This is a genomic window from Collinsella acetigenes (genome assembly GCF_012844445.1).
Classification (GTDB): Bacteria; Actinomycetota; Coriobacteriia; order Coriobacteriales; family Coriobacteriaceae; genus Collinsella; species Collinsella acetigenes.
Genome location: NZ_JABBCP010000004.1, coordinates 90,169 through 105,715 on the forward strand (window position 1 = coordinate 90,169; position 15,547 = coordinate 105,715).

Below are 15,547 nucleotides of genomic sequence, written 5' to 3' on the forward strand. Positions count from 1 at the left end.
GTTATTCACCCGTACCAAACGCCGCCTCGACCTCAAAGTTGACGCCCTCCACGAGACCCGCAAGGGTCACCTTTTCGGCAATGGAATCCAAAGACTCAATCGGCCCATCAACCGAAACATACCAGGCCTTCTGGGCCTTCATGTCATATTCCTTCTCATACTGCGCGACGCATTCTCCCAGACGCTTTGCGGCAATGTGGGAAATAGGGCCATCCTTACCGGCGGACACCGGGCTCTCATAGGCAGAAACCGCATTAAACGGCTGCTCCTCGCGCAGCGAAACCAAAACGCAGTTGGGAAGCGTTCTGTTTGCAAATGAGTTCTGCTTTCCCGTTGGCATCGAGCGCACAAATGCTTCAAGAAACGCCTTTACGCCACATGCAGTTGCATGGGCATCGGCAAGCTGCTCGCGCAGAGCGTCAACGTTGATATTCGCATAGCGGTACAGCGTCGAAGAGTTGTAATCAACTGTGTCGATCATCGATGCGCCTGCATTATCCCCAGATGCACAATCGTCGATGGCAGTGAAGTAGTCGAACTCCTGCGTGACCCTATCAACCGAAATCGCATGGGCAACCTGACACGAAGCGTCGGTATTCAGCTCTGGGACGTCTGCGAGCATGCGGCCAAACAGCGCGATATCCACTGCTTTTGCACCCTTAAATGCAGACTTCGCCTCCTCTTTCGCCGCCCTATCAAGCTTTTTGAGGTTCTTGCCCTCCTCTGCCCAGGAAACAGCAATGCGCGCCAAAACGTCGAGCTCACCGCGTCCAAAGAAGATGAGATATTTTGTCTCATTCTTTCCTTCGTCGTCTCCGGCTCGTTTTGATATCTCGACCTTTATTCCAAGAGCCCCCAAAACGGCGCTTGCCAGTTCGGCAGCCCGCTCTTCCAACCCGGCATCAAGCTCGACAATTTTCTGTGCAAGCAACTCTGCCGCAAATTTTGTTCTGATGCCCAAAGATTCTTCGGGAAGATATTTGGGAAATTCTTCACGCGCAGCACGTTTCCACGCCTGACTCGATACGCGAGCGCGACGCACGCCTCCATAAAGTGCAGTCTTGGGAGCACCCGTATCGTCACGGTTGATATTGCTGGGAGGAACGGACTGGATTGCATAGATGTCGATAAACATAGTGTCGACCTTTCTCAAATTGAGTATTCCTACTCAAGGGTTTCAACAAAAGCAAAGTAATCCTGCGACCATCGGCTTAGAACGTTTTCCTGCCATCCGCCCGGCAGCTGAAGTAAATAAAGGTCTTTGGCAAGTGTCCAATAATCGAGACGAATTAGCTGATCGGTTTTGGAGCTTTTCATAAGCCGAATAAGCGATCGAACGTTATAGAGCACGGCGTCGAAATCATTCGCCCGCTCAATTGCCATAAGGCGCCGTCTGACGCACGCCGCTTCGTCCAGCTTGGGTTCGATGAGCCTGCACGCCCTCCCAAACGAAGCTCGAGCTGCGCGTGCGCGATAATCTTCGTCACTTTCGTCCTTACTACGCAATACGGCGCAACCAATGGACTTCGATTGCTGATGAAGCGCATAAAGCCCTAATGTGCTTTTCAATGCACAGAACACTCGGCCTTCATCAGATTCGGATGCGCCGAACTGCTCCATCCTCTCGCGCGACCAACCCTCAAGAACGAGCCCGCCCGTCGCAAACCAAGAATCGTTGTTCGAGCCGTTAATTTTGCGAAGTTGCGCCAGTTCGGCACGGGCTCGCGCCGAGGCAGCATTGTTTTGCCCCGTATAGCGGCACTGGATTGACGCGATTTTACTGTTAGCCAGTCTCCCCGCCTCTCGTGCAAGTGCAGCATGATCGACATGTTTTTCCACGGTCATTCCTTCCCTCCCGCATAAATTTGGCTTCTATACACCGAGAGCCTCTTTCAATTTGCGGTTAAACCGACGCTCAGCCTCGGCAATCGAACCCCCTTCCGTACGGCGATTCGCCTGTTTATCTTCACGTTTCTCCCTACGTTCAAAACGTGATTGCGGAAACTTTGAAACAAAGCGTCCGCCAATCGATGCAATTATCTTTTTTGCGTCAACACACCAAGCGGCGCAATAATCCTCAGGTGAGCAATCGGATGGAAAATCTCTCAGCCGCTGACGCATAAGGGGATCGAGAGCAAGATATGCTTCCTCTCGAATATCATCCAGATAGCGACCCGAAACCGTTCTAGCACCGGCAATCATTTCGACATCACGTGCCAATTCGACAAGATAATCAACAGCACGCTCCATGCGATTCACAGAGCCCACCGCGCATCGGCTCGCACCGGAATCGATTCGAACAAGAATGTCGGCAATATCAAGCTCATCATCATACGCGTTGGTGATTACCGAGCTCTGGGTACCGTATTCAACGCCCTGAGCGTGCAAGCAGAGAGTCCTGGGGAGATCGTCAATTCCTTCGTCTCGAAGGGTACCAACCCAGCAAACCACGCCGGGTCGTAACTCATCTTCAATGCCCTGTCCTTCCGATAAAAGTAAAGGTCCAAGACCTCGCCACAAGGCCTTTGAAGCATCGTGGGTCTTGGGAAGGAGAGGGGCCCTCGGCAGGTTAAGCTCTTTCTGTTTTTTCACACTTTCGTACCAAACGGTCATCGTCTCATAACGCGAAGCCCCAATGGGTTGGACGATATCACCGTAGCAAACGATAATCCCATCGACAGCATCCATATCCTCGTTAACGACAAGACGAATTCGCCTGTCCAGCACAGTGAACAACCCAACAGGACCTTTTGCGGTATAGACTCCAAGATCAGCCGACTGCACAGGAAGCTCCCATGCGGGAATGTCGTCCGGAATCAAAAAATGAGAATCGCTCTTAGGGCCGTTGTTCACGGCCCAATTAAGCATCAAAGTCTCAAAAAGGTTCGAACCCTGGACAAAAACCGTACCGATTGCACCGAGCCACCCGATACCAGGAATACCCTTTGGCGCATAGACCTTTCCACTCGTAACGTGGGTGTTTCCTACGACGGGAGACTTGATTCCCGCACAATCAAAAGCAAGACAGAACAAAAGCCACCGCGCGGCTTCTGCAAACGTTATGGTTTCAGGCGCAGCCTTTGATCGCATGGAAAACAAGAACTTCTCTGGCTTGGGCACATCAGCGATAAATTCAGATACAGGATCGTACTCTTTCGCCACGTACTTAAGGCCCGCTACCTGCATAAAGGGTTTTTGCCCAAACAAATCGAAACGATCATGCACTTGATCGAGGTAGGAATCCAAGAGCGAAAGGTCGAACGTCCCGTCTTCCCAGGCTTCACGCCACAGCTCGATCGGATCCACCTCCTCGCCGTGCTTTAGATATTCCTCGTGAGTAAGAGCATACGTCCGGTACACAATCGCCAGACAAAGCCTCAGGATTGGAGCTGACTGTTGCGGGATGTCTCCCGCAACAGTCCTTATGCTCGTAGCCTTCTTAAATAACTCCCTGAGCGACACTTCGCCAAATGACCCGTCGGTCATAGAAACGGGAATCCACGGTTCGTCAATCAAATTGAAATGAGGAGCCTCTGATTCCATCATCAGGACCTCCCTTCATGAATGCGCCTCGAGCGCCACTGGCAACAAACCCCACGAACGAGGGGAACACGAGGTATCCAAGTAGTAACTTGGATCATCCCAACATAGTTAAACATGCCGTCGGGACACATTCATTATGTCCAATATAATTGAACAGTTATTATTTGGATAGGCGAACGGTCAATCCAGTGGCCCGAGCGTATGAAACTGTCCATAGTCCTCCCTCTTCTCCTAAATTCAACTGCGCAGTTAGCTTTCCATCCTCATCTTCCAGAAACAGAGCCAGCTGACCCTGCAGCCATGGAGATTCCTGCCATGATCCAACGTACGGAGAATCCATCGCTTCAAGAACCTCGATAAGTTGCCCGATTCTGTCCATGCTGCATATGGATAGAGGCAGGCGAGCGCTTGACTGGATAGCCAGCTTGGCGACGGCGCTATCTGGAACTTGGTCCACAGGGACTTCCGCCCCGAATTCAACACCATGCCTCGAATCACCGATCCACGGTAAAAGATAAATATGCCCATCAATCCGTTGAAGCAGCATAACCTCGACTGTTTCTTGCGTGTCACGTACCGCGCGAGGCCCGGAATCGGCGTCGGTCTTATCGGTTGCAGATAGAAAGTACCAGTCAGTAAGACTTTGTCCATCTTGAACCATAACTTTCGCCGATTTGAGCAAGCAGCAATGAGCGCGTTGCTCTTTACGCTGGTTTTCTTCCAATCGCGTCTGACATGCCTTCTGATACAGAGCACCCCAAGTATTAGGAATCACACCGGCAACGGCATCGCTATATGCATATTGCACCAAGCGCGCGATATCGTCTGGTAAAACCAGCTTTACGGAAGCACCGGCCTTCGTAAGTCCGCAGACAGAAAGGGCCTCAATAAGGCTCGCCTTTGTGTATACATTTGACACGCCACTACTGAATGCGGGACCGCCGTCGCGCCATGACGTAATTCCACGAATATAGCAATGCGACGAGGCAAGACGAGACGGGCGGGTTGTCCTTTGATGACGATGGCACCTACCAATACGTTGGAGAATCAAGTCGACAGGCGCCACATCGGTCACCAGCACATCGAAGTCGATATCGAGCGATTGCTCAAGTACCTGAGTTCCGACCACGACATATCGATACGGTCTTTGCCCATTTTCAATCGTGGCATCGGGGCCCAACATACTTCGCAGGCAGTTCTCGTTTTCCATGCGATCAATGTCAATAAAACGCGCATGGGTAAGCGTAACGACATCTTCGCCAAACACTCGAGCCAACGCGGCCGCAGTCTTCTGTGCGCGCGTAACCGTATCGCAGATAACGCCGGCGCAGCCGCCATCAGCAAGCATCGTTTCAAGAAGTTCAACAAGCCTACTCTCATCATCGGGCATAACCGAAAGAGTGACCTCGGACGACTTGCCCGATCCGCCGACGGCACATTCCTCGATCCTTTCCCCACGCGTGTAGGTCAACAAGGGATATTGGCATGGGGTAGGGGCCGTCACATCCCTTTTCGGCTCCTCGCTGTTCAAGAGCGGAACTCTCAGCGCCACCCTCCTTCGCGGGCGTGTTGCCATTCTCCTTTTAGCGGTCCACCCAGCAAGATAGTGCCCAGCCATTTCCTCTTTCTGTTTTGCAGGCAAGGTTGCGGACAAAAGAATGACCGGAACATGCCAGCTTCCAAGCCATTCCAGTACCACATCAAGATACTGTCTCATATACATGTCGTAGGCATGGCACTCATCGATGATGACAGCTTTGTTTGCAAGAGCCAACTGACGCAAAGCCAGGTGTTTCATCTGCAGTGCACCCATCAAAACCTGATCGACCGTGCAGACTACAAAGTTTGAAAGCATTCCCCGTTTTTTGCCGCACATCCAATCCGAGATAACAACGCCAGGATCACTTTCTCTAAAGACAGACGCTCCATCAACAGCGTCTCGATCAATATCGATCCGATAGACAGCAGCGTTCTTGCTGATACCCTGATACTCTTCGTTCAGTTTGGCCTTTCCATGAGCCAGGCAGATGCTCTGAGGATTAATGCCATCATGCGGGAGGTGCTCCAGCCAGCGATGAACACGAGCGAACATCGCATCTGTAGTGGCCATCGTCGGAAGAGCAACGCACACGCCGCCAAGACCGACTTTTCTCGCGACGATTTCTGCAACCGCAAGGGCAGCCTCGGTCTTTCCCTCACCCATCGGAGCCTCGATAATCATAAGACCCGGCTCCTCCAACGTTGAAGCAACTTCCACGGCAGTCTTCTGGACAGGACGAGGAGAAAATGGCTTAGAGAACTCGAACCTGTCCACATAAAGGTTGGCAATATCTCCCGGCCCCAACGGATCACCACTCCAAGATGGGATAACGCCAATTAATGTCCACCCGCGCTCTGCACGTTTGGCAAGATAGTCAAAATCAAGCGCACTGGTTGCGCCCAAGAAAAAAGAGCTCAGATTAATAACCCCGTCATCAAAAGCATCTTGACCATCGGCGTACGCATATTCGTGCGAGGGCAGCGTTGCCAGGGGAAACGCTTCAGTGTTGCTCGCCATCCAATCGCACATGATCAAAGCACCCGACAAAATGCTTGCCGCCTGAGGTGGAACTCGCAGCTGAGCAATCTGAATAAGATCGCTTTCAGGTAAGCCTGCCAATTTCAGCGAATACTCAATCAGCTCCTCCTGAACGCGATGCCATTGCTCGCTACTAATTCCAAGAGACGACGGTCGTATTTCGCGAGCGTTGAGGATATCTGCGCTCGATTGGGACCTTCCATGGTGGCACCCGACAATACTCGCAATGGAGCGCGCCCCTTTTCGCGCGTCGGCCAACTGAGCGCTGGAAACCTCTGCCGAAGTATCTCCGACCATCTTGTCGTTAAGGTACTGTTCAAGGATGACTTGTCCCGAAAACGCATGATTCGGACCCCGAGAGTCGCATGAACCAGCCGGAAAAGGCAAGCCGGCACCCTCCGGAAGCCACATCAACGAAGAGACACTTCCACCGCAAGGCACCCAACAGGGCTGGCTCTGAAAAGCAGGCGTCGCCTTTCCTACGTCGTGCACAGCGGCGATAAACGAAAAGAAGGACCGAGCTGCCCCCTCCTCTATGAAGCTCGACAGTACCCGTTTCGTCGACCGGGGAAGCCATTCGTCCCACAGCCGAAAAGCGACAGCAGAGGAATCTGCCATATGGACAAAAAGAGGGAGCCAGGCACGCTGGAGGCCATAATCCGACTTGCCCCAAAGAGAACATGCCTCACGAGAAAGGGCAAGGCTGCCTTCCCAAGTGCACGCATTCTGACCCAAGCTCTGCAACTCATCACCAACCAGACTCGGTCCCGGAATTTAGACCCGCCATGGACAATTTTATATCCCGCTCATTGTGAACTACGCATGTGTCATTCCCAAAACGGCTTTACGAAATTGCCTCTAAAGTCGGCAGCCGGCAGACGAAAGCGTTTTCCCGATGAGCCCGAATAATGATCGACAGCGTTTCAAGTCAATCTTGCAAAGCGACTTTGCAAGATTGGGACACTTCTTGCAATCCTACTTTGCAAGATTTGCCACAAACGATATGCAGCCCCGTGCTAGCGCATAAAACCCATCACGTCCGCGGCACCAAACACCTAGTCCCGCCGCGCGTACTTCAGATAGCCGCCCACGCTGTAGTGATCGGCACCATCATTCGCCGGGTTTCCCTCGCCGCCTACAACGCCCAGGTAACCGTCCTCGAGCTTGTTGCCGTCCTTGTCCACTACAAGCGCGTACCAGTGGCCAAACTCGTGCGCGGGCTTACGCAGCTGGCATGTCAGCGTCAGCTTGGACTCGCCCTCCTTGCAATAAAAGGCACCCTGGCGCTCAAGCTTTGCCAGCAGGCAGCCATCGAGCCAAAAGCAGATAAACGGTGTCTCAAACGCACCTGTAAGCGCACCGGCCTCGCTGTTGTACACATAGCAGAACAAGGCGCGGTCGCCCGAGCAGCTCAGTAGATTGACCTCGGTCGCCTTGAGCTTGAACTCCACCACGGCAAACGCACCGGGACGATCTGCATTCTCGCTCACGTTGGTAACGGCGGTCTTCACCTGGAAATAGAACATCTCGGCGGGCACATCGGGCTGTTCGAGCCTTTGTTTAAGGTTGAGCGACACCACGTCGACGCCCATGTCTGCAGGCGGGCGCAGTGCGTCCAAGCCGTTGCGATACAGCGAGCTCATAAGCTGGTACTCACCGGTATAGCCGTTGTACAGCAGGTCGAAGAAGCCCTGGGCCACGTGCTTCTCCTCTAGTCTCGAGACAGTCCATTCGATTCTAGCGTTGACGCGCGCAAATAGCCCAACGGAAAATCATCAACTTTGGGGCCGCAGGTACGGGGCCACGGCGGTTGAGCACTCCCTCGCCATGATGTTTGCGCGGGTAAGCACCTGCTCGCACAGGTTATCGTCGAGCAGCACGATCTGTGTGATTAGGGCCTTCGCGAGCTCCAGCTCGTTGACTGCGGGTTTATCCTCCCACAGCTCCTTGAGCACATCCGTGGCATCGAGCACTTTGCTGTAGCTGCGGTCCGGCAAGGTCGCAAGGGCACCCTCGGGGTTGTGGCGCAGCTCCCACACAAAGGCGACGGCGGGGTTTTCCACTTCGGCATACGCTGCGACCGAATGATTCTCGGGGCGCGCAGCCTCCATCGGGTCCGTGCGCGCCAAAAAGGAGGCGCGGCTCGGCAACGCGTCAGAGATCTGCCCCACGATCTGCAAGAGCTCGTCGGCATGCGCGCGATAGACATAACAGGGACCAAACGCGCTTCTGCGCTCGGCTTCGATAAGCTCGCGCCCCAGGTCGCGAAAGTCAATCTGCTCGGGCTTGCGAAACGATGCGAGCGCTCAGTCGAATGCGAGCGGCATCAGGTTCGCGGCGATGATGTCAAGGCGATTGAGGCCTTCGGCCGTCTCGCGGATGATTTGAGGTTGGTAGATGATGGTGTGCTCGCCCATATTGAGTTCCTTCCGAGGGTGAGACGCAACAACCACAAGCGCGATGGAAACCGACGCGTATTGATAGTAGCCAAAAACGGCAGCCGCACACGCCAGGACTCTCGCTATGAGGTTGTACTTGAATAAAAATCCGACGACAGGCACAAACGCCGCCGGCATCTCCTAAAGGCGTCAAGCGCCCTTTGTGCCAGGAGTTGGGTCTCTCAACCCTCGGGTGTTTCACACTCTAGCATCCGGCCCGGACACGAACAAGCCCACAAAAAAGAAACGCCTTCAGGAGGCAAGCCCCTTGAGGCGTTTTTAAGGCACATGACCTCGTAGTTTTATATGGAAAATCGGCCTTAGCGGCAGTCCTTATGGATGTCGATACTGCCCGTGCGCATGCGTCTTGGGGCCTCGTCGGATCGCGAACTTAGGGCAACTGTGCAGGCAGCGCAGACACGCCGCGCACTCGGATTTGCTCCATGTGGGCACACCGTCGCGCATTTGAATCGCATCGACCGGGCAGCGTTTTGCGCACAGGCCGCAGCCCACGCAAGTATTCGCATCGACGCTAAACTTGCTCGTGTCCCGGCATGCAGGCAAGCCAAAGCGGTAGTAGAGCTTGGCGGCAAACATCGGGACGGCACGGCGCACGTGGTTTCCCATCGCGCGATTGGCAATCATCTGCGCGCATTCATCAATCTGCTCGTCTGCCCGGGCGTTAATCGCCTCCACCTTCTCCGTATCGGAAAGATCGAACATCGGAGTCCAGGTATCAGGCATCTGGACGCTGTATTGGGCCGTCGTCTCAACGCCTCGCTCATGCAACAGATTGGCAGCAAAGCGCGTAGTCTGCCCGGCGGTGGTGCCAAACGTCGTGGCGGTAAAGACATAGGCATTGGCAGGGACCTCGAACGTTGCACGCTTGAGAAAGTCGACAGCCGGCGTGGGCAGGCCCCAGCAGTACGTGGGAGCGATAAAGCCCAAACATCCGCCCTCTTCAACAGCGATATGCGGATTGGTCTCGCCTTTGAACGTCTCAATCGAGACGGCAGTGTCGCCCAGATGCTCGGCAATGCGCTCAGCAACATAGCGGCTGTTGCCCTCGGCGCTAAAGTACAAAATCATGCAGACCCCAATCTTACCTTTTGCTCATTCGCCATTATCACCCAAGAAAACGCAGAGCGCATAAAGGCTCGCCCCGCCCTGCCGTGCACGCAAGGCCATCAAAGTTGACGATTTTTTGCCAAGCGTGACAGTTTGGTAAAACGTCTTGCGCAGCATGCGCAGCATGATGCAATTCGCCTATACTGCTTCAACTAGAAACAGCCCGATGCGACGTTGCATCGATAGACAAAGGAGACTTCTTATGGCTTGTTTTGTTGTTGGAGGCGGCGAGGCCGTGGCCGTTACCGCTGTTCGTTCCATCGTCAAGAAAAAGGAGATGGAGCGCGGTATCGTCGATAAGGACGGCAATCAGCTCACCGACGCTGCCGAAACCGGCATCTGCTGGACCCGCAAGCTCGGCTGGCTGTGCAACATGCTGTGGGGTGGCGTTATCCTGCTGTGCATCGAGCATATCTGGCATGGCGAGGTCGTGCCCTTCCCGCCGTTCCTGACCGCTATGTACAACGCGGCCGACACCTCCGTCATGCTCCACGAGATGGCAACCGTCGGCGTTGGCATGTGCGTCATGGTCACCGTATGCTGGGCCATCGTCACCGTCGTGGCGGACGCCGTGGTCAAGCGCTCCGCACACACGATTGCAACCGAGGCCTAATATGACGCTCATTATCACGCTTCTTGCCGCCGCCATCGCCACCATCGCATGGTACGTTGCCGGCCCCAATAACCAGATGAAGATTGGCGTCCTTGCCCTTATGTACTGGGGTGCAGGCCTTATGTGGACGGTAGACGGCATTGCCAGCCTCATTGAGGGCGAGGCCTTCATCGAGATCGTCGACCACGCCGCAATGATCGACGATGCCCTGCTGGGCCTCGTTATTGTAACGACCGGCCTGATCGCCTGGGCGCTTTACTTGCTTGTCAAAGACCCCGAAGGCATGCTCCGCAAGTCGCTGGCCGCATAGGCGTCTGACCAGCACACCACAACGCAAACGCATAACGCTCCTGGTAGAAGCATCTACCAGGAGCGTTTTTCTTATCCATCGATGCTGGACAATGCCTCATCACGATCTACCTCCCCGCACGGCACAGCGCCAAGAACAGCAGCATGCACGCCGCCGCCTCGAGAACCAACGCATACACGATAATTGCCGCGTGGCCATAGGAATACAGAGCACCCGTCACACCGGCGCCCACAAACGAGCCCACGCCCATAAAGACCGAGAACATCCCATACGACGTTGCGCGCTTGCAACCCGGCACCATATCGGCAACCGCCGCGCGCATGGTAGATTCTTGAATGCCCAGGCTCGCGCCCCACAAAACCACGCCCGCAACCACCGAGGCAAGGCTGTTGCCAAAGGCAAAGAAGGGAACGATCACGCTCACCACTGGCAAAGCGAACAGCACGCGCACGCCCACTTTGTCGTAAATCGAACCTGTTACCAGCGCAAACACGCCGTCAACACCCATAGCCACCGCATAGAGCACGGCAACGGTTGACGCCGAGACGATATGGGCCGAGACCATGTGGAACGACATGACACCAAACGTTCCTACGCCAGCCAAGACCAAGCCGCAAAAGCCCGTGTACATCCAAAACAGACGAGGGAGCTTGACGGGCTGGGCCGTCATGTCCTTCGACGCGCCCGCAGCCTTGTCCTCCGCCGGCTGACCTCCATCGCCCTCCTCAAACACCTCGGGGTGCGGAACACGGTGGCGCAGATACAGTAGCACACCGATGGCGGCGAGACCGGGGACGAGCATCACGCCAAGCGCAGGGCCGTACGCGTTATGCGTCACCTGCAAAATCGCCGCCGCGATGAGTGGACCCGCCACGGCGCCCACCTGATCGAGCGCCTCGTGAAACGCGAAACCCTTACCACGGCCCACACGAGAGGCCGCATGCGAAAGCATGGCATCGCGCGAAGGTGTGCGCAGCGACTTACCAAAGCGCTCGAACACGATGAGGAACGATACGCCCAGCACACTGCCCGCAAATCCCATAGCGGGAACCGCGAGACCCGTTGCCGCATAACCCAAGATGGCAAAGAGCCAATAGCGGCCGGAACGATCGGCAGCAGGCCCGCTTACCAAACGTCCCGCCAGCGAAGTTGCCTCGCCCAGGCCCGAAACCAAACCTACAACCGCCGCTGTAGCGCCTACCGAGTACAGCAACGGACCTTGGACCGAAAGCGCTGCCTCGTACACGATGTCCATGAGCATGCTCACAATGCCAAAGCCCAAGATGAATCCCATCGGGCTTGATACGCTCGCCTTCGACTTCCTCATCATACGATGACCCTCTAATCCCCAACCAGCACAGTCACTCAATAAAAAAGGGAAACAAAACCCTTGAAGGACTTTGTTCCCCTTTTGCACTAGAGCAACCCTGTAAGCAAAAACACGGTGTGTACGACAAAGGCGATAATCCAGGCAACCGTTACCTGTAAGGCAAAGACCGCCACGGCGTAACGCCCGCCCAGCTCGGAACGCACGGTGCTAATGGCTGCCACGCAGGGCGGGTAAAGCAGGACAAACACCAGGAACACGTATGCAATGGGTGCCGTGAACATGCCCGAAAGCGCCGCCGCAGACGTGGAGCCCAGCAGCACCGTAAGCGTTGAGATGACGCTCTCCTTGGCAACAAGGCCGCACACGAGCGCCGTCGAGGTGCGCCAGTCGCCAAAGCCGAACGGCGCGAACACAGGCGCTATAAGCCCGCCCAGACCCGCGAGCATACTTTGAGACTGATCGGTCACCATATTGAAGCGGATGTCGAACGTCTGCAGGAACCAGATCACGACCGAAGCCGCAAAGATGATGGTAAACGCCTTGGTGATAAAGCCCTTGGCTTTGTCCCATGCAAGCAACAGCGTGGTCTTTGCACTGGGCATGCGGTAGTTGGGAAGCTCCATGATAAAGGGCACAGGCTCGCCCTTAAATGTTGTGTGGTTGAGAATCGTGGCGACAATCATACCCACTAGAATGCCCAAGATGTAGAGCGAGACCATAGCGGGCACGGTTGCCTGCGGGAAAAATGCCGCACAGAGTAGACCATAGACGGGAAGCTTTGCCGAGCAGCTCATGAATGGCGTGAACATGACCGTCATCTTTCAATCGTGATCGGAAGGCAAGGTGCGCGTGGACATGATGGCGGGCGCGCTACAACCAAAACCCACAAGCATGGGTACAAAGCTGCGACCCGAAAGGCCAAAGCGGCGCAAAATCTTATCCATCACAAACGCGACACGTGCCATATAGCCCGAGTCCTCGAGGATCGAGAGCAGCAAAAACAGCACGACGATGCTGGGCAAGAACGAAAGCACGCTGCCCACGCCGGCGAGCACGCCGTCAACCACAAGCGAACGGACCACAGGATTGGTGCCAAACGCCGCAAGGCCTGCGTCCGCTGCCCCAATCACCACCGAGACCAGCTGTTCGAGCAAGCCCTGAAGCGCCGCGCCGATAACGCCAAAGGTGAGCCAAAAGACAAGCCCCATGATGAGAATGAACATCGGGATGCGGTGAAGCGCCCCGTAAGTACACGGTCAATGGCAACGGAGCGCTTGTGCTCGCGGCTCTCATGCGGCTTGACCACACAGGTGGCGCACACGTCCTCGATAAAGGTAAGGCGCATGTCGGCAAGAGCGCACAGATGATCGCTGCCCGACTCCTCCTCCATCTGGCAAATGATGTGTTCGATGGCATCGAGCTCGTTTTGATCGAGATTCAGGGCCTTGATAACCAACGCGTCACCCTCGACGAGCTTGGTCGCCGCAAAGCGCAGCGGAATAGCCGCCGCCTTGGCATGGTCCTCAATCAGGTTTGCGATACCGTGGATGCAGCGGTGAAGCGCACCGTGATCGGGGCTGTCGGCCGCACTCGAACAGAAGTCGATGCGCCCTGGTCGCTCACCGTAACGGGCAATGTGCATGGCGTGCTCCACGAGCTCGCCGATGCCTTCGTTCTTTGCCGCCGAGATGGGAACCACGGGCACACCGAGCTCGCGTTCGAGCAGGTTGACGTCGATGGTGCCGCCATTGGCCGTGACCTCGTCCATCATGTTGAGGGCGATGACCATAGGTCGATCGAGCTCCATAAGCTGGAGCGTGAGGTAGAGATTGCGCTCGATATTGGTGGCATCGATGATGTCGATCACCGCGTCGGGCTGCGACTCGAGAATAAACTGGCGGTCACAACTTCCTCGCCCGTATACGGAGAGAGCGAGTAGATGCCGGGCAGGTCGGTGACCGTCGCCTCGGGGTGGTTGCGGATCTGGCCATCTTTACGATCAACCGTTACGCCCGGGAAATTGCCCACATGCTAATTGGAGCCAGTAAGGCAGTTGAACAGCGTTGTCTTGCCGCAGTTCTGGTTGCCGGCAAGGGCAAAAGTAATAGGCGAGCCTTCGGGCACTGCCTTCTTTGTACGGCGCGGATGGTACCCCTCGCCCAAAGCAGGGTGTGCAACGCTGCCCGTTTGCGGGGCACGGCGCGCAACGGTATCGGTATCGTGAACGTCCACGAGCTCGATGCGTGCCGCGGTGTCGCGGCGAAGGGTGAGCTCATAGCCGCGCAGGCGAATCTCCATGGGGTCGCCCGTGGGGGCGTACTTCATCATGGTCACTTCGGTACCGGGCGTTAGGCCCATGTCAAGAATGTGCTGATGCAGTGCCACGTCGTCTGACGCCACCGACGCAATAATCGCGTCCTTGCCAATCTCCAGCTCGTCGAGCTTCACGCAAGGTCCCCTCAGATAAAGCGAAAGCGGGGCAAACCCCTTAGGGAGTCTGTCCCGCTCGGTTAGTTTTCTACCGGAAACTCTAGCGCGTTATGTAGGAGCTTGCAAATACTCAAGCGCATCTATTGCATGCATCTATTACATGCTTGCTAGTGGCAGCAGTGATGATCCTCGCCATGCTCATGGCCGTGACCGCCGCAACCACAGCCCTCGTGGCCGTGGCCGTGCTCGTGACCATGGCCTCCGCATCCGCAGGTAGCACCCTCGGTCTGTACAACCTCGCCGGCAAGGAAGGCATTTACGATGTCGTCGCAATCGCCTGCCGCGCCGGGGAAGATATCGATGCCGGTCTGAGCGAGAGCGCTAACAGCCCCGCCGCCGATGCCACCGCAGATGAGCACGTCAACGCCACCCGCTGCAAGCACGCCGGCAAGGGCGCCATGACCGGCACCGTTCGAGCCTACCACCTGCGAAGATACAACCTTACCATCCTCAACGTCGTAGACCTTGAACTGCTCCGTTCGACCAAAGTGCTGGAAAATCTTACCGTCTTCGTACGTGACCGCGATCCTCATACTGTTCTCCTTCTTGTGCGACCAAGCGTTTGCGTCAGGTTGTGGAGCGGGGTCGTACGCAACGTTTCCACCCGTGATGACAAGACGACGACCGTTGACCAGAGCATCTGCGACCTTGGTATGAGCGCGGCTGCAAATCATGGCGATCGTGGTGCGCGCAACGCCCATGCGCTCGGCCGCCTCCGCCTGACTCAGTTGCTCCAAATCAATCAGGCGCAGCGCCTCCAGCTCATCGATAGCGAGGGTCACGTCCACGCCGGCAGCCATTCCGTCTGGAGTGAAGCCCAGGTATTCGGGCTGCATGCCCACGTGCCTTGTTTTTTCGCGCCGTCCCGCCATTGTCTTCTCCATTCCTGACATATGTCATAAATGAGCATACGCCGATTGATCCCGATTGCAAGCTATTTTTGACATATGACGTAAATTGGCCTTGATGCCATCTTTGCACACATGACAGAAAGTCCCATGCTGGACCCAGATCCGTTGAATTTACCCCGAGTCGACAACTCGGAGCTACACCGATGCGCTTTGGTATAAAAACGACTTCTAGGATTGAATCAATTGAATCGAACATACGTTCTTAT

16 protein-coding genes and 1 pseudogene are annotated in these 15,547 nt (G+C 55.6%); 2 read left to right on the forward strand and 15 right to left on the reverse strand.

Going from position 1 to position 15,547, the window contains the following annotated elements; translation table 11 throughout:
• Position 1: 1 nt before the first annotated feature.
• The 8 genes from cas7e to HF320_RS06310 all read right to left on the reverse strand — a co-directional run bounded on the left by cas7e (position 2) and on the right by HF320_RS06310 (position 9,813).
• Positions 2-1,135: a type I-E CRISPR-associated protein Cas7/Cse4/CasC gene (cas7e, locus tag HF320_RS06275; protein ID WP_169277566.1), complete on the reverse strand. Its 1,134-nt coding sequence runs from the start codon at positions 1,133-1,135 to the stop codon at positions 2-4.
• A gap of 29 nt (positions 1,136-1,164) precedes the next feature.
• Positions 1,165-1,839: a type I-E CRISPR-associated protein Cse2/CasB gene (gene casB, locus HF320_RS06280; protein ID WP_169277567.1), complete on the reverse strand. Its 675-nt coding sequence runs from the start codon at positions 1,837-1,839 to the stop codon at positions 1,165-1,167.
• A gap of 33 nt (positions 1,840-1,872) precedes the next feature.
• Positions 1,873-3,546 (reverse strand): type I-E CRISPR-associated protein Cse1/CasA, encoded by a 1,674-nt coding sequence (casA, locus tag HF320_RS06285; RefSeq protein ID WP_169277568.1) that lies wholly within the window; start codon positions 3,544-3,546, stop codon positions 1,873-1,875.
• Positions 3,547-3,703: 157 nt separating this feature from the next.
• Positions 3,704-6,856 carry a CRISPR-associated helicase Cas3' gene (cas3, locus tag HF320_RS06290; RefSeq protein WP_169277569.1) on the reverse strand — a complete coding sequence of 1,051 codons (3,153 nt, stop codon included), beginning with the start codon at positions 6,854-6,856 and terminating at the stop codon, positions 3,704-3,706.
• Positions 6,857-7,176: 320 nt separating this feature from the next.
• On the reverse strand, positions 7,177-7,821 hold the full coding sequence (locus tag HF320_RS06295; RefSeq protein WP_169277570.1) for a hypothetical protein: 645 nt from the start codon (positions 7,819-7,821) through the stop codon (positions 7,177-7,179).
• A 75-nt stretch (positions 7,822-7,896) separates the two neighbouring features.
• The gene (locus HF320_RS06300) at positions 7,897-8,292 is read right to left on the reverse strand and encodes a hypothetical protein (RefSeq protein ID WP_169277571.1); all 396 of its coding nucleotides are present in this window, start codon (positions 8,290-8,292) and stop codon (positions 7,897-7,899) included.
• A 600-nt stretch (positions 8,293-8,892) separates the two neighbouring features.
• Positions 8,893-9,648 (reverse strand): EFR1 family ferrodoxin, encoded by a 756-nt coding sequence (locus HF320_RS06305; RefSeq protein WP_169277572.1) that lies wholly within the window; start codon positions 9,646-9,648, stop codon positions 8,893-8,895.
• Between the two features lie 24 nt (positions 9,649-9,672).
• Complete coding sequence (locus HF320_RS06310; protein ID WP_169277573.1) at positions 9,673-9,813, reverse strand: hypothetical protein; 141 nt, start codon at positions 9,811-9,813, stop codon at positions 9,673-9,675.
• Positions 9,814-9,889: 76 nt separating this feature from the next.
• Here HF320_RS06310 and HF320_RS06315 point away from each other — a divergent pair, with 76 nt between their 5' ends.
• Both HF320_RS06315 and HF320_RS06320 read left to right on the forward strand, forming a co-directional pair.
• Positions 9,890-10,300, forward strand: a complete 411-nt coding sequence (locus HF320_RS06315) for a hypothetical protein (RefSeq protein WP_169277574.1) — start codon at positions 9,890-9,892, stop codon at positions 10,298-10,300.
• A 1-nt stretch (position 10,301) separates the two neighbouring features.
• Positions 10,302-10,610, forward strand: coding sequence for a hypothetical protein (locus HF320_RS06320; RefSeq protein WP_169277575.1), 309 nt, complete (start codon positions 10,302-10,304; stop codon positions 10,608-10,610).
• 106 nt (positions 10,611-10,716) lie between these two features.
• Here the strand turns inward: HF320_RS06320 and HF320_RS06325 are convergent, their stop codons facing one another.
• The 7 genes and pseudogenes from HF320_RS06325 to HF320_RS06335 all read right to left on the reverse strand — a co-directional run bounded on the left by HF320_RS06325 (position 10,717) and on the right by HF320_RS06335 (position 15,323).
• On the reverse strand, positions 10,717-11,940 hold the full coding sequence (locus HF320_RS06325; protein ID WP_169277576.1) for an MFS transporter: 1,224 nt from the start codon (positions 11,938-11,940) through the stop codon (positions 10,717-10,719).
• Between the two features lie 86 nt (positions 11,941-12,026).
• Positions 12,027-12,749 carry a nucleoside recognition domain-containing protein gene (locus HF320_RS09090; protein WP_248276649.1) on the reverse strand — a complete coding sequence of 241 codons (723 nt, stop codon included), beginning with the start codon at positions 12,747-12,749 and terminating at the stop codon, positions 12,027-12,029.
• A 12-nt stretch (positions 12,750-12,761) separates the two neighbouring features.
• Complete coding sequence (locus HF320_RS09095) at positions 12,762-13,094, reverse strand: nucleoside recognition domain-containing protein (protein WP_248276650.1); 333 nt, start codon at positions 13,092-13,094, stop codon at positions 12,762-12,764.
• On the reverse strand, positions 13,067-13,582 hold the full coding sequence (locus tag HF320_RS09100; RefSeq protein ID WP_248276655.1) for a hypothetical protein: 516 nt from the start codon (positions 13,580-13,582) through the stop codon (positions 13,067-13,069). The genes HF320_RS09095 and HF320_RS09100 overlap by 28 nt, the downstream gene beginning before the upstream one ends.
• Positions 13,583-13,645: 63 nt before the next feature.
• Positions 13,646-13,968: pseudogene (locus HF320_RS09210) on the reverse strand (FeoB small GTPase domain-containing protein); the annotation flags it as partial.
• Positions 13,969-13,971: 3 nt separating this feature from the next.
• Entirely contained in the window at positions 13,972-14,388 is a 417-nt protein-coding gene (locus HF320_RS09110; RefSeq protein ID WP_349290711.1) for a FeoA family protein, read from the reverse strand.
• Positions 14,389-14,537: 149 nt separating this feature from the next.
• Complete coding sequence (locus HF320_RS06335; RefSeq protein WP_349290712.1) at positions 14,538-15,323, reverse strand: DUF134 domain-containing protein; 786 nt, start codon at positions 15,321-15,323, stop codon at positions 14,538-14,540.
• Positions 15,324-15,547: the final 224 nt, after the last annotated feature.

Excerpts from the sequence above, each read along its gene's own strand:
- cas7e (WP_169277566.1), bottom strand. The coding sequence starts at position 1,135 with ATGTTTATCGACATCTATGCAATCCAGTCCGTTCCTCCCAGCAATATC.
- casA (WP_169277568.1), bottom strand. The coding sequence starts at position 3,546 with ATGATGGAATCAGAGGCTCCTCATTTCAATTTGATTGACGAACCGTGG.
- HF320_RS06305 (WP_169277572.1), bottom strand. The coding sequence starts at position 9,648 with ATGATTTTGTACTTTAGCGCCGAGGGCAACAGCCGCTATGTTGCTGAG.
- HF320_RS06310 (WP_169277573.1), bottom strand. The coding sequence starts at position 9,813 with ATGCTGCGCATGCTGCGCAAGACGTTTTACCAAACTGTCACGCTTGGC.
- HF320_RS06315 (WP_169277574.1), top strand. The coding sequence starts at position 9,890 with ATGGCTTGTTTTGTTGTTGGAGGCGGCGAGGCCGTGGCCGTTACCGCT.
- HF320_RS06320 (WP_169277575.1), top strand. The coding sequence starts at position 10,302 with ATGACGCTCATTATCACGCTTCTTGCCGCCGCCATCGCCACCATCGCA.
- HF320_RS06325 (WP_169277576.1), bottom strand. The coding sequence starts at position 11,940 with ATGATGAGGAAGTCGAAGGCGAGCGTATCAAGCCCGATGGGATTCATC.
- HF320_RS09090 (WP_248276649.1), bottom strand. The coding sequence starts at position 12,749 with ATGTTCACGCCATTCATGAGCTGCTCGGCAAAGCTTCCCGTCTATGGT.
- HF320_RS09100 (WP_248276655.1), bottom strand. The coding sequence starts at position 13,582 with ATGCACATTGCCCGTTACGGTGAGCGACCAGGGCGCATCGACTTCTGT.
- HF320_RS06335 (WP_349290712.1), bottom strand. The coding sequence starts at position 15,323 with ATGTCAGGAATGGAGAAGACAATGGCGGGACGGCGCGAAAAAACAAGG.